The sequence below is a fragment of the Parabacteroides faecis genome (assembly GCF_014647375.1).
GTDB classification, from domain to species: domain Bacteria; phylum Bacteroidota; class Bacteroidia; order Bacteroidales; family Tannerellaceae; genus Parabacteroides; species Parabacteroides faecis.
In genome coordinates, this window is sequence record NZ_BMPB01000005.1 from 282348 (window position 1) to 296497 (window position 14150).

8 protein-coding genes and 1 tRNA gene are annotated in these 14150 nt (G+C 40.6%); 6 read left to right on the forward strand and 3 right to left on the reverse strand.

Annotation, left to right across the window (positions count from 1 at the left end; all coding sequences use genetic code 11):
* The 5 genes from IEY67_RS08720 (at window position 1) to IEY67_RS08740 (ending at window position 7074) form a co-directional block, all read left to right on the forward strand.
* Entirely contained in the window at window positions 1–2940 is a 2940-nt protein-coding gene (locus tag IEY67_RS08720) for a SusC/RagA family TonB-linked outer membrane protein (protein WP_262893023.1), read from the forward strand.
* 27 nt (window positions 2941–2967) lie between these two features.
* On the forward strand, window positions 2968–4731 hold the full coding sequence (locus tag IEY67_RS08725) for a SusD/RagB family nutrient-binding outer membrane lipoprotein (protein WP_183671212.1): 1764 nt from the start codon (window positions 2968–2970) through the stop codon (window positions 4729–4731).
* A gap of 138 nt (window positions 4732–4869) precedes the next feature.
* Window positions 4870–5934: a 3-dehydroquinate synthase gene (gene aroB / locus IEY67_RS08730; protein ID WP_183671211.1), complete on the forward strand. Its 1065-nt coding sequence runs from the start codon at window positions 4870–4872 to the stop codon at window positions 5932–5934.
* A gap of 35 nt (window positions 5935–5969) precedes the next feature.
* Window positions 5970–6044, forward strand: a tRNA-Pro gene (locus IEY67_RS08735).
* A 121-nt stretch (window positions 6045–6165) separates the two neighbouring features.
* Window positions 6166–7074 (forward strand): AraC family transcriptional regulator, encoded by a 909-nt coding sequence (locus IEY67_RS08740; RefSeq protein ID WP_183671210.1) that lies wholly within the window; start codon window positions 6166–6168, stop codon window positions 7072–7074.
* A gap of 4 nt (window positions 7075–7078) precedes the next feature.
* Here the strand turns inward: IEY67_RS08740 and IEY67_RS08745 are convergent, their stop codons facing one another.
* Both IEY67_RS08745 and IEY67_RS08750 read right to left on the reverse strand, forming a co-directional pair.
* Window positions 7079–7789, reverse strand: a complete 711-nt coding sequence (locus tag IEY67_RS08745; protein ID WP_183671209.1) for a response regulator transcription factor — start codon at window positions 7787–7789, stop codon at window positions 7079–7081.
* Window positions 7786–9141: a sensor histidine kinase gene (locus tag IEY67_RS08750; protein ID WP_183671208.1), complete on the reverse strand. Its 1356-nt coding sequence runs from the start codon at window positions 9139–9141 to the stop codon at window positions 7786–7788. Before IEY67_RS08750 ends, IEY67_RS08745 begins: the two co-directional genes overlap by 4 nt.
* A 115-nt stretch (window positions 9142–9256) precedes the next feature.
* On the opposite strand from IEY67_RS08750, the gene IEY67_RS08755 reads away from it, so the two are divergent.
* Window positions 9257–11545, forward strand: coding sequence for an outer membrane beta-barrel family protein (locus IEY67_RS08755; RefSeq protein WP_183671207.1), 2289 nt, complete (start codon window positions 9257–9259; stop codon window positions 11543–11545).
* Window positions 11546–11556: 11 nt separating this feature from the next.
* On the opposite strand, the gene IEY67_RS08760 is transcribed toward IEY67_RS08755, so the two are convergent.
* Window positions 11557–14112 (reverse strand): TonB-dependent receptor, encoded by a 2556-nt coding sequence (locus IEY67_RS08760; protein ID WP_183671206.1) that lies wholly within the window; start codon window positions 14110–14112, stop codon window positions 11557–11559.
* Window positions 14113–14150 lie beyond the last annotated feature (38 nt).

Genomic DNA, 14150 nt, shown 5'->3' on the forward strand with positions numbered 1-14150 from the left:
ATCAAATCGGACGATTTGATCAAAACTGGTACTCCAAATTTTGCTACTGCGTTATATGGTAAAGCTTCCGGTGTACGAATTCAAAACACGCAAGGTGGTGCAGCCGGTGGTGTCTCTATTACTGTTCGCGGTTTATCTTCTATCAATGGAAATACACAGCCGCTTGTTATCTTAAACGGTGTACCTATCCGTAATGGTAATTCGGGTACAGGTAGCAGCAACAGCTCCGATTTCTCCAATATCGGATTGGGTAGTACACAGATGGGTAGTGTCCGCTCCAACGGTTTGACTGATATCAACCCTGAAGATATCGACCAGTTGACCATCCTGAAAGGTGCTGCTGCTACGGCTCTTTACGGTTCGGAAGCTGCTAACGGTGCTATCGTCATCACAAGTAAGAAAGCCAAAGGTACCGGTATTACTGTAGACGTTAATGCTACATTTCAGGCCAATATGGTTGCTTATGTTCCTGAGATACAGACTAAATATGGTCCTGGTACAGGTAATGGCGACTGGACGGCAGAAATGATCGCAAATGATGGTTTCAGAAAAGATGCGGCAACCGGCAAATTATATCCGGCTTATAGTGCTTATCAATGGGGACCGGCTTATGATGGCAGGGAAGTATTGTATATCGACGGATCAACCCGTGCTTACTCTCCGATTTCCTCAAATCCGTGGAAACAATTGTTCCGTACCGGCACTGACCAGACTTACAACATCGCTATCAATCAAGGCGGTGAAAATTCATCAAACCGTTTCTCTTATACAACACTACTGGAAACTCCTAATGCCCTGACTGGTTCGTATAGCAAACATAATTTCAGTTTGATTGGTAATTTAAAATTCAATGATAAATTGTCTTTGGATTATACGGCCAACTATATTACTCAGCATGTTGTAAACCGTTCGCAGGCATCTATCGGTATGTATGGTGGTTTCAACAATATGTTTGGTGCATTCCTGGATATTCCTCTAATGAAACAAATGTACAAGACAAGCCTGGGTTATAAAAATAACGATAGAGGTTCCGGCCCGACACCTAATGAAGCTTTTCAGTATGGTTCTGATGGTTTTGTACATGGTGTACGCGAAATATTGTGGGATACCAACGAACATGAGAGCGATGAACTGGAACAACGTTTGATTGCCAGTGTAGCTCCAACCTGGAAGATTTTCCCGTTCCTGACAGCTAAGGGACGTCTTTCTACCGACTATACTTTCTCAAAAATGACAGATCAAAGTAACTCATCATTCCCTTCTGCAGCCAGTACAAATGAATCCAGCGGTAGCTATTCTACTTTGTCTAAATATTATCAGGTGACTTATGGCGACATCATGTTGATGTTTGACAAAAGTTTGGGTGAGAAGTTCAATTTGACGGCTAATGTGGGTTGGCAGGCACGTTCTGAGAAGATGAACAGTTTGTCGCTTGGGACAAACGGAGGTCTGATGATTGAAAATACATTCATGATCGGTAACTCTTATAAGACAATCAATGTTAGCAATGATAACGAACGTAAGATGGAACTGTTGAAAACAGCCTGGTTGGAAACAATCGGTCTCTCTTACGATGATTTCCTGTTCCTGGATTTGACGGGTCGTCAGGAAAAATCATCTACACTGCCAAAACATAGCCGTAGTTATTTCTATCCTTCCGGAAGTGTAAGCTTCTTGTATACGGATGCTTTCAGAGACAACATGCCTTCCTGGTATGGTTATGGTAAGCTGCGCGTATCTTACGGTATTGTTGGTAATGCACCAGAAGCGTATGCAGCTAATATGGCGTATACATTCGGTAGCGGTCCGGGTTGGAGCTACAACCAGGTACCGAATAATTTGGGTAACGAAAACCTGAAGCCTGAAAAGACAAAAGAGTTCGAAATCGGTATCGAAAACAAATTGTTCAATAATCGTGCAGGTTTCGAGGTTTCTTATTACAATAAGAAAATTACCGATATGTTGTTGAAAACGGCATTGGCTCCATCCAGTGGTAGTGAAACTATGTGGGTGAACTCAGGTGTCATGAGTAATAAAGGGGTTGAAATTTCTGCTTACGGTACACCGATCGAAACGAAAGACTTCAGCCTGGAGTTGAAAACTAACTTGGCTTTCAACAAGAATAAGATCGAATCTCTGGTAGAAGGCATCAATTTTGTTGAAACAGGCGATTTTGCCAGCAAAGTAGGTAAGAACTATTCTTATGTAGGGCGCCCGATGGGGGACTTCCTTGCAGCAGTCAATCAGGTAGTGGAAGAAGGCCCGTATAAAGGCCGCAAGATTGTTAATTCTGACGGTAATTATGTGATGTCACAAGACTATGAGTTTATTGGTAACGCTATGCCTAAAGTTGTCGGTGGTCTGGGAGTTACTTTGTCTTACAAACGTTTTGTATTGGATGTCATGACTGACTTCCGTTTTGGCGGCTACATCGCTAACGATTGCTATCGTTATACTATGGCTACCGGTGTGAACCCTGAGACAGAGAATCGTGAAGGGGAAGGATTCTTACCGTATACATATACAAACGGACTTACTGCTCAGACCGGTATCATCCTGGAAGGTGTTGTTTCTGACGGAAACGGAGGATGGAAGGAGAATGACAAAGTAATCGCTTACGAAGATTATATTAATTCAAAAAATGCCTGGGGAACTTCACCGGGAACCCCGAATGCCACTTATCAATTCTTTAAGAATAATTGGTGGAAACTTCGTGAAGTATCTTTGTCTTACAACTTCCCGAAAGATTTGATCAAACATGCTGCGATAAAGAACCTGACTTTGTCGGTATTCGGTCGTAACTTATTCTACTTCCATAAATCTATACCTAACTTCGATCCTGAAACGAGTAATGGTACAGACTGGAAAAGCCAGTTGAGTATTGGTGGTTCTGCCTCTCCGACACGTTCGGTGGGTGTTTCTCTGCGCGCAACTTTTTAATCACAATACAATTAATACGTGGAAAATATGAAAAAAATATTTCTATATTCGGCTTTGCTGACAGCGATGGTTACATTTAATGGTTGTAGCGAAGATGATTTTGACAGCAAATATAAAGATCCGTCAAAGGTTTCAGAGGTGACATTGGATAAAATGATGTCCGGGTGTATGCTTAGAGCCAACGATTGGGCTTGTTCTACTTATGGACGTTATTTCGGCTATGACCCTCAGTTGATGGGTAAACTTGCCAACTCTTTGGGATTTACTTTAAGTGGTAGTGTTTATTATGATGATGAATACGAGGATTACGGACAGCCTTATAATAGTTACCCGTCGATGGTGACCGATTTCAGGAAGATGCAGGAAGTATATGATGCACTTCCTGATGAAGAAAAACCAAAAAATGAAGGATATCTGTTGGCTGCCGAAACGCATCTGTATGGTATGATGATTTTCATTTTGAGTGAATACAACGATATTCCTTTCAATGAAATTGGTCTGGTCGCTCTTAACGGTGATGTATCTTATGCCAATCCGCATTATGAAGATGGTCAGCAGTTATTTGAAATGATCCTGGATAGGCTGGGTGAAATCGATAAGAAATTTGCTACGATAGAAAAGCCTTCTGCTTTTGGCGGACAGGATTTTATCAACAAGGGGGATATGACGTTGTGGCGTCGTTATGCGAACTCTCTTCGTCTGCGTGCAGCTTTGCGTGTGTCTACACAAGGTCCTTTGGCTGCAAAGGGGCAGGCTATTTTGAAGGAGATTCTGGAAGGCGATTATCCGATTGTTGAAGATCTTGAACAGAATATCAAGATCGCACGCCAATCATCCGGTCCGTTGGATATCGAAGGTGGATCCGGTTTCGACTGGCATAATCTGCAGACAGGAAGTGCAGAGATGATCAACCGTATGCAAAAAGCCGGTGACGGTGGTGTATGGGTAGAAGGACAGGATGACCCTCGCTTACCGTTGATGTATTGTATGGCAACAGCTAATGGGGAACAACCGACTGATGTAGAAAGTGAAGTGGTAGTTGGTGACCCTCTTAAAACAGGTATCGCTCTTCCGAGTGTATTCCGCGGTGCTTCAGCTAATACAAACTATGACACTTTCAACGACATGTTTTTCAATCGTTTGAATAGAGGGTATTATTCCCGTGTACGTAGAAATGGATTCTTCTGGGGAAACAAAAACTGGGATCATCAGATCGTTTCTTCTTTTGAAATTCAGTTTATCAAAGCAGAAGTTTATCAACGTGGCTGGGTAGCCGGGGATGCTAAAGCTGCTTTCAAAGAAGGCATCAGGCAGTCTATTAAGTTTTTGTTCAAATATCAGAATGGACGTTCCGTGACAGAAACGGATAATGGCGATAGCGACTATTTGAACGGGAAGCAGCAACGTTATGTGATTAATCCGGATCAATCTATTTACGATGATGCCTGGATCGATCAGTTCGCTGAAGCAAGATGGTCGACTCATATTAACGGAACTCCTTATACCGATGGTAATCTGGAAGCTATCCTGGAGCAGAAATGGGTGGCATTCGGTTATCTTTACTGTGGTGAACAGTGGTGTGATTTGCGCCGTACGGGATATCCGCGCATGTATTACGAGAAAGATCACGATGTAACTGCGATTGTTCCTTATCCTTGCAACCGTTTACGCTATATTGCTAATGAACGTAATTACAATATTCACTTCCAGGATGAAGTCGGTACATACGACAATTATGCGGATGTATTGTTCTGGGCAAAAGCTGATTGGCATGATGGACCTACCTGGTAAGATTCTTTTTATCTGAAAAATAAAAGCCGGCTAAACTATATAGGGGTAGCCGGCTTTTTGCAGTTTTTGGTATGCCATGATCTTTGATAATCGGATTACAAATAATACCTTTGTAACCAGATGCAAAAAGATAAATATATGGCTGATCAAAAAGTAGTGATTAGTAAGGACCTGAAAGCTGACTTACAGGAATTTCTTACTTCATTGGATTACGATAAATTGTTTGTTCTTACCGATACAAATACACAGGAAAAGTGTTATCCGTTGATACAAGATGTGCCGGCAATTAAAGATGCTCCGGTAATAACAGTTGATGCCGGTGATACGCACAAAGGGTTGGAAGCCTTGTCGAACATATGGATGCGTCTTTCTAATGAAGGTGCTTCCCGTAATTCGCTGTTGGTAAACCTGGGTGGCGGTATGGTGACGGATATGGGCGGTTTTGCAGGTGCAACTTTTAAACGCGGACTGAAGACTGTGAATATCCCTACGACACTCATGGCCTCGGTAGATGCCGCTGTAGGAGGAAAGACCGGTATCAATTTTAACGGATTAAAGAACGAAATAGGTTCTTTCTATCCCCCGGAATGTGTATTCATCGATTGTGAATTCCTGCGAACATTGGATCGGGATAACCTTTTATCTGGTTATGCGGAAATGATCAAACATACACTGATCAGTTCGATGGATACTTATGCTACGGTCATGTTGTTCGATCTCGATCAAAAGATGGATTATACTTTTCTGAATAAGATGGTGGCACAATCGGTTGCCGTGAAAGAACGTATCGTGGCAGAAGACCCGAAAGAACACGGTATCCGTAAAGCTTTGAACTTTGGTCATACGATCGGCCATGCATATGAAAGCCTTTCTTTTAAGAAGAACCGTCCGTTGCTGCATGGACATGCGGTGGCTGCCGGTATCGTGAGTGAGTTATATCTCTCGCATAAGCTCTGTGGTTTTCCGTCAGGTAACCTGAGCCAGGTCATTCAGTATATCAAAGAATATTATCCTCCTTTCGTCTTCGACTGCAAGGATTATGAAACATTGTACGAACTAATGACGCATGATAAGAAGAATGAGGGTGGTATTATCAACTTTACTCTTCTTTCTAAAATAGGTGAAGTTCAGATAAATCAGCAGGTGACAAAGGAAAAAATATTAGAGTCGTTAGATTTTTACCGCGAAAGTTTTGGCGTATAAAGGAAAAATCTTACCTTTGCAGCCGTAAAGAAAAACGGGGTGTAGCTCAGCCCGGTTAGAGTACGCGTCTGGGGGGCGTGTGGTCGGAAGTTCGAATCTTCTCACCCCGACATATAGCTGAGCAAGCGATAAAAAGAGATCTACAATTCACTTGTAGATCTCTTTTTTTATATCAGGATTACTGTTTTTTGTATAAATTAGTGGCGTCAACGATTAAATTAGGTTACTAATATGAAGCATAAGAATCTTTTCAAATATCTTGTCAGTAGTGAAAAAGACTTGCTTTGGGGATTGATTGTCGATAATGTGGGACATGCGGAGATACCCCCAAATTATGAGGTTTATCCGCCTAAAGTGGGCCATCCTGTCGATTATGATTTTAATTCGCAAAATGGGCGTATACTTGATAACTATCAGCTCGTTTATATATCGAAAGGTAGTGGCACTTATTTTAAGTCTAAAGACGAAAGTCTTTCGATAAGTGCAGGTGATATGTTGATAATACCGCCTTATAAATGGCATAGTTATTTTCCGGATAAAAAGAACGGATGGGAGGAATATTGGATTGGAATGCGTGGACCTCATTTGGATGCAAGGTTTAAAAATGGATTTTTCAGTGCAGAGAGATTGGTCTATAATGTCGGTCTACAAGAAGAGATCATATCATTATATAATCAGGCTATCGAATTAGCTCTTTTGGAACAGTCGACTTATCAACAATTGTTAGCAGGGATCGGTAATCTTATTTTAGGAATGGCTCTCTATTATGACAATAACCAACATTTTGCCAATGATACAATGATCAAATACATCGATCAGGCCCGTGTTATTATGAGAGAAAACTACCTGACTAATATGTCACCTCAGGAAGTTGCGCAGCAAATTAATATGGGTTACTCCTGGTTCCGGAAAAAATTCAAAGAATATACGAATGTTTCTCCGGCTCACTTTATGCTGGAACTCAAATTGAATAAAGCGAAAGGCTTGTTACTGAATACCCCTTTAAGTGTCAAAGAAATATCCTATGCGATAGGATACGAAGATGCAGCCTATTTCACAGCCCTTTTTAAAAAATATACCGGATTTACCCCTTTGGCTTATAGGGAGCAGTTTTCTTCGAATGAGATGCAGAAATCATGAAATATCATACCTTTCCACACTCTTCTGTCAACGTCAATCCGATACCTCTGATCGTTTTGATGGATATCAGTGGATCATCTTCCAACAGTTTTCTTAGTTTGGCGATGAAAACATCCAATGTGCGGGAGGCAAAATAGTCATCTTCTGTATTCCAGAAACGGCTGAGGATCGCTTCACGTTTTACTGTCTCGTTTTTATTATCAGCCAGGAGTTGTAATATCTGAGCTTCACGTACGGTCAGAACTTTCTTGGTGTTTGTATTGTCATTACGAAGAGATGCGTGTTCCGCATCCAGTGTGTAGGAACCTATTTTATAGTATCCGCTCTCGTTCCTTGTTTTTGCACCATCTTTCATTTTTAGTAATCCGTGGATATGGGCATCTAATTCGTCCGGGACAAAAGGCTTTTTGATATAATTGTTTACACCGATTTTGTAACCTTCCCTGACATCTTTAGGAGAAGTAAGGGCAGATGCGAATACGATCGGAGTATCGCCATCTGTTTCCCGGATACGTTCCACCATCTGGAAACCATTCATGACAGGCATATCGATATCGGAAATAATAATATCCGGATGATGTTGTTGCCATGCCAGCAAACCTTCTGCTCCATTTCCGGCGGTAATGACTTCGTAACCGCCGATAATCTCCTGTAATCCGCTTTGTATGATATAAGACAGAGTCGGGTCATCTTCTACTAGAAGTAATTTTATCATGATGTTGTTGTTATTCGTGGAATGTATAATGTAAATTCGCTGAATTCTCCTTCTATACTGTTTGCAATCACTTTCCCTTCATGGGCTTCCATCACCTGATATACATAATTCAATCCCAGACCGAATCCGGTCGCTCCCCCGGTGTGAATCCGTTGGGTTGCGGCTGCCCGTTCAAACTTGTTGAATATTGTTTTCATATCTTCTACCGAAATACCGATGCCGTTGTCGCGAATTTTGATAAGTGTGTATTTCTCTGTCTCTAGTGAACTGATATGTATATCGACTGATTTATTCGAATATTTGATTGCGTTGTCTATCAGATTACTGATTGCTTCTTTCAAAAATTCTTCATCGGCATATACCGTGTCTGTTTGCAGGTCGGTTGTGAAATGCACGGTTTTATCTGTTTTAGCCGTGAATTTTTCTTGCAGATCCTCTATCATAGGCTGTAGATCAATGGTTGCTTTGGCGAGTTCCAGTTTGTGATTCTCCAGTTTAGAAAGTGTCAGAACCTTATTGGTAAGCATTAACAAATGATCGGTTTCGTTTTCGATGATAGAGAAGTATTTTTCTTTTATATCAGGTTTGTTATCCAATCTTCCGCTATGCAGAAAATTCGTACACATGATAATCGAACTGAGGGGCGTTTTCATGTCGTGAATCATGGCGTATGAGAAATCTTCTCTTACCCGGGCTATTTTGTTTTGTTTGTTGATGATTTTTATCTGATAAATAATACAGTAAACGACAAAGATCATGATCAGGCCGGTCGCAACAAGCAATAACCCCATCTGACGGAAAATAGCCCAGTAGGGATTGGTTAAGACAGCTTGCAGCCCTAACTTGTTGTTTGACTTGATAATCGTTATGTCTGTTTGTAATGTTTGAGAGTTGGGAGGTATTTGGTAATCAGGAACAGAGCTGTTTAAAACAATCCCCGCGGAATCGACCAGATTGCAGGTCGTTTGCGTATGGATATTGGCCTGTTCCAGTAGGCCCTGATAAATAGAGTCCAGTTTATTTAATGAGACAGGAGAATGAAAGAGTGTGTCCAGTGTCTCTTGCAGGAATAGATGGACTTGGGATGTCATTGATTCACTGTCTTCTATATTGTCTCCTTCCAGATCCAGATGAAAATTTTTCTCGATCAATACATCGTTCCCGTCATTATCAGTACAGTCATCCATTCTCGTTTGTAATTCTGTCGTAATGGCGTTTTTGAACAACTCATTGCTCTTTTTGATAGTTTCGTTCTTAACGGTCGAGTAGGTCGTGAATAACCAGATACCTTGTAACGTTAAAATGGCAAGTAATCCGCACAGAGTTAGTGCTTTTATCGGTTTATTATTCATATTCCATTATCCCTTTTTTCCGTTAACCTAACGTTAACCCGGCATTAACCCAGCCCGGGGATGCCTTGTTTTACCTTTGTTGCATCAAAGATAAAGAAATTAAATCAGAGAGAATATGATACGCAAATGTTTTTTATTAGCAGTCGGTATATTGCTTACCGGAATTATGGTGAAAGCGCAAGTCGTTAGAGGAAAAATAGTTGATGCTTCACAAGTACCGGTAGAGGCTGTGACGGTGGTGATGCAGACAATCGATTCTACATTTATAGATGCTGTCATAACAGATACGGAGGGGAATTTTACGTTGAAACAGAATCCGGACAAATACCGTTTGATCTGTCAGCATTTATTATTTCGAACTCAAATAAGAGAATGTTCAGGACCGGATGCCGGAATTATAACAATGCAGGAGCAGGACTATGCACTGGCTGAGATAGTGATCAAAGGAGAACGTCCGCAGGTGAAGGTTGAAAACGGAGCGCTGGTATATGATATGACAGCACTGGCCGAAAAATCGACAGCCGGTAATGTATACGAATCGATCCTTCATCTACCGGGAGTCATGGAACAGAATGAAAATATCAGTCTGGCCGGAGCTGGGGATGTAACGGTTATCCTGAATGGAAAACCTTCTTCAATGACGACTGAACAGTTGTCCAATCTATTGAGAAATATACCTGTTTCTGATGTGGAAAAAGCAGAAGTGATGTATAATGCACCGGCAAAATATCGTGTCAGGGGAGCTGTGATCAATCTGGTCCTGAAAAATATGAAATCTGAAGATCCCTTTGTACGCGGAGAAGTAGGAGCGGGATATAGCCAGGCCCACTATGCCAATGGCAACGGACATGCGAATCTATCTTTCGTAGGTAAGAAACTGTCTGTTGATATCCTTTATTCTGCCGGATATAATAAGAGTATTCTCAATAATGATATCCTGTCTCATCATAAGATTGGAGATAAAATATATGATATAGAGCAATATAATAAGGGCGAACGTTGTAACCTGACACATAATATGCGTGCAGCTTGGGACTATCATTTATCGGAAAACAGTAATTTGAATGTGGCGTATACTTCTGCAATCACTCCGGATAAGAAAGCCGTAGAAAAGTCATCCGGTAATTTTTCCGAATCTCTAAACAGTAAGGCCGGAGATGAACAAATGCATAACGTGAATATGGATTATAAATCCGGCTTCGGATTGAATGCTGGTCTGGATTATACCTACTACGCTTATCCGACGACTCAGGACTATACCAGCCGGAATGAAAGTTCGGTACAACGTTTTTTGACGGATGCCAGTCAGACGATCAATCGCTGGAATGCTTATGTCGGGCAGACACATACTTTGCCGGATGACTGGGAGTTGAATTATGGAATCAACTTTACATTTGCAAAAGATAAGAGCCTGCAGGTTTACCGTCCGCAGGATGGTTCCGATATGTCCGCGATGGATACCTATACTGACCTGAAAGAGGAAACTTATAATTTTTATGGAGGTGTTGAAAAGTCTTTTAATGAGAAGGTCTCTTTCTCGTTGTCAGTAGCGGGCGAATATTATAAATTGATGGATTATAAAAAGTGGGCGCTTTATCCAACTATGCAGTTAAGCTATGCTCTTTCCGGCAACCATATTTTCCAGCTGGGATTTTCTTCCGATAAGACATATCCCGAGTATTGGACCATTCAGGAATCGGTCAGTTATATGAATGGATATGCACTGCTTTTGGGTAATCCGGCTTTACGGCCGTCTACCGATTATACGGCAGAACTGACTTATATTTTGAAAAGTAAGTATATGTTCAATGTATATTATAGTTACATAAAAGATCTGTTTACCCAACTGGCCTATCAGAGTCCGGATAAACTAGCTTTGATTTACCCGGCAATCAATTATGATTATGAAGAAAATTATGGAGCAACGATAACTATACCTTTCTCTGTCGGTAGTTTTTGGAACTCGCAGGTCACTTTAGATGGTTCTGTCTTCAGGGATGTTTGTAATTCTTTTCATGATATCAGTTTTGACCGGACTAAATTCCGGGGAATAGCTATGATGAACAATACGTTTAAACTGTTTACGAAACCGGATATCCGACTGGAACTGAATGGAATGTATATGTCTTCATTTATACAGGGCTTGTATGATATTTCCTCTGTATGGAATGTAGATGCCGGATTAAAATGGACTTTTGCGGATAAGAAGGCGGAGTTGAGATTGAATGCGAACGATCTGTTCGATTCATACGATCTGAACTCTAAAGTGAATTACAAAGGACAGAACCTGATAATGAATCAGCGACGTGATAGCCGGAGTCTTTCAGTCTCTTTTGTTTATAAGTTCGGAGGTTATAAAACGAAGGAACATAAATCGGTCGATACTTCCCGGTTTGGATTTTAACAGAGATATCGTTAAAATTCGATTGTTTTCTTTTCCCTCTCATTTTTAATGATAGAGTTTCGTTCAGGGAATTTACTGTAACCTCGACCAAAACGGAAAGATAATTTTAGCAGGAACATATTGTTGTATGATTCCAAATGGCGGCAAGTATTTTCTTTGTAAAGTGAAGTATCCAGTACCCTCAGTTGGTTACGTCTGATGCCTGCAGAAATGGGAGGGATGTAAGAGAGTACCAAGGATAACCGTTTATCCCAAAATGACTTATTAACAGATATCAGCCAATTGTCTTTATCGACCATTTGATATCCTTGGCTGAGTATCTGTTTTTTCATGTTCCGGTAATATCCGATTTCGAAACCGAAGGATTTGACAGGATGGTAATAACTTATTTCAGAATTAGCAAGCCATCCGTCCGGTTTCTTTTTGATTTCGGCATTCAAGCCTTCTCCGAGATAATATGTCACTATATTCTTGAAACGTACATATTTACCGATAGGTTGATCATAAGTAATTTGAAGGCTATATTCTCTCATGTTTATATTACTGAAAGACCTGTATAGCTTATATCCCTTTTCGATATATAATTCACTGCTCTCATCATGGATATAATCAAATGCAGGAGTAATCGTTACCCGGTCTCCTAATGAAACCCGAAAGGTTATGTTATGCCGGATGGCGGATTTCAATTCAGGGTTTCCTATTTGTGTCAGGAAAGTATCGATAATCAGGCTCATGGGGCTAAGCTGGTATAATGAAGGATAATGCTGGTTTGTTGAATAACTTGCGTTTACGTTTATGTTTGTATTAATATTGAGATTTGCCTGTATGTAAGGTAAAATCCGGGTATAGTTACTTTTTATATCCCTGTCATATGAGTTTATGTGTTCGATAGCTGCCCCGATTTTAGTTTGGAATTTCCTTGAAAAATTGAGCATCATGTATGTAAATACCTTATTTCGGTATTCCCGGTAGTTTAAAAAACCTCTGCCGTGACTACTCTCCGAGCCATATATTCTCCAGGCATTGGAATATCCCAGGTTTATCGACATTTGAGGGGATAAGATGTATTTCCCTTCAATATTGAGTAGGGTGTGATTTTTATATTCATTATACATATCCTGAGCTATATAATTTGAGGCATCGTTCTGGTCGTATTTGTTTTTGATATCGTTGTAGTAATAGTTGTATGAGAAATCAGTGTATAACCGGAAGCGCTCACCGATTTGTCCTTGGTAAAACAGTGTGCCGACAAAAGTATAGTCAGATGTGGCGTTTTCAGTTGAGTTTTTGATTGTACGTCGGTTCTCGTTAGTTATATCCGTGCGTTCCATGGTGTATATCAGGTTTGTTTCTGTTTTTCCTGATATATAATCGCCTTGGAAACTAATTGTTTGCATCGGCGTGATCTGGTAATTGATTCCGGTTGTGATGGTATTGCTCTTACGTTTGTACAGATCGTTGGGCGTGTTTCCCGGAGTTTCCGATAAAAGTTCTATGCCTCTGTAGGTAAGGTTTTTGGATACAGGTAAGTTTTGGTTTTCTTTACTATGGAAATAGGTTGTATAAAAATTGATTTTATCATGTGTGTAACTCATTCCGGCTACAGGCCGGTTCAGAATCCATGGCTCGCTTCTGTTTAATCCGGAAAGGCTGATCGCTGAAAAATTGGAAGAGTAGATCTCATATCCCCGATAATCTTTATTCAGAATGAGATTGATGATGGCTGTATAATCGTCGGATACGAAACGACCGGATGGCCCGTTGATCACTTCTACAGCCTGTATTCTACCAGGCGACAGCTGTTTGATATAGTCTTGTGGCTGTTGTATTCCATCCACTAGCAGTAATATCTTCTTACTTCCGTTGACACTGAGAGTATTGGTTATTTTATCAAAATAGAGACCGGGTATTTTATGCAATAAATCTTCCATATTAACAGCATCCCTGCACATGTCGGAGGTTATGAGATAGCTGTTACGGTCTATTTTATGGCGGACTTCATCTGCTGTAACAATTGTTTCAGCCAGTGGAATTGTAATCATTTTCAATAGAAATTTACCCAGGTTCGTCCCGAATGGAGAGATATCGTCGGTTATTGTTTCATATCCCAGGAAGCTGATTCTGATCTTTTGGGGAGATTCGGAAACCGGGAGTTTGAATATCCCTTTTTCATTTACTATTCCTGTAATTAAGCTGTGGTTGTTTGCATTGAGTAAACTTACTGTTGCGAATGTCAGAGGTTCTCCTGTTTCCCTGTCCGAAACGGTTCCGGTGAAAATAACTTGTTTATGATGTCCGGATGGTTCGGTGTATACATTTTTTTCTATAATTTGCTTATCTGACGGAATGATAATGTATACATGATTTATTTTTTCAACTTTGAACGGCTTGTTGTTTAGCAGATAACAAAGGGCCTCCTCCGGATTCCTGAATGTTTTCGAGACAGATATGTTGTAAGCGGATAAAGCTTTGTTATCAAAGGATATTTCTATTCCAAGCATTCCCAAAACAGCATTTAAAGGTTTATTGGTTACGGATAGCTGCATTTCCTGTGAAAATGTAGCCATCGTACATATTAACTGTATGAAAATGATGATAATTGATT

Excerpts from the sequence above, each read along its gene's own strand:
- IEY67_RS08725 (WP_183671212.1), top strand. The coding sequence starts at position 2,968 with ATGAAAAAAATATTTCTATATTCGGCTTTGCTGACAGCGATGGTTACA.
- aroB (WP_183671211.1), top strand. The coding sequence starts at position 4,870 with ATGGCTGATCAAAAAGTAGTGATTAGTAAGGACCTGAAAGCTGACTTA.
- IEY67_RS08740 (WP_183671210.1), top strand. The coding sequence starts at position 6,166 with ATGAAGCATAAGAATCTTTTCAAATATCTTGTCAGTAGTGAAAAAGAC.
- IEY67_RS08745 (WP_183671209.1), bottom strand. The coding sequence starts at position 7,789 with ATGATAAAATTACTTCTAGTAGAAGATGACCCGACTCTGTCTTATATC.
- IEY67_RS08750 (WP_183671208.1), bottom strand. The coding sequence starts at position 9,141 with ATGAATAATAAACCGATAAAAGCACTAACTCTGTGCGGATTACTTGCC.
- IEY67_RS08755 (WP_183671207.1), top strand. The coding sequence starts at position 9,257 with ATGATACGCAAATGTTTTTTATTAGCAGTCGGTATATTGCTTACCGGA.
- IEY67_RS08760 (WP_183671206.1), bottom strand. The coding sequence starts at position 14,112 with ATGGCTACATTTTCACAGGAAATGCAGCTATCCGTAACCAATAAACCT.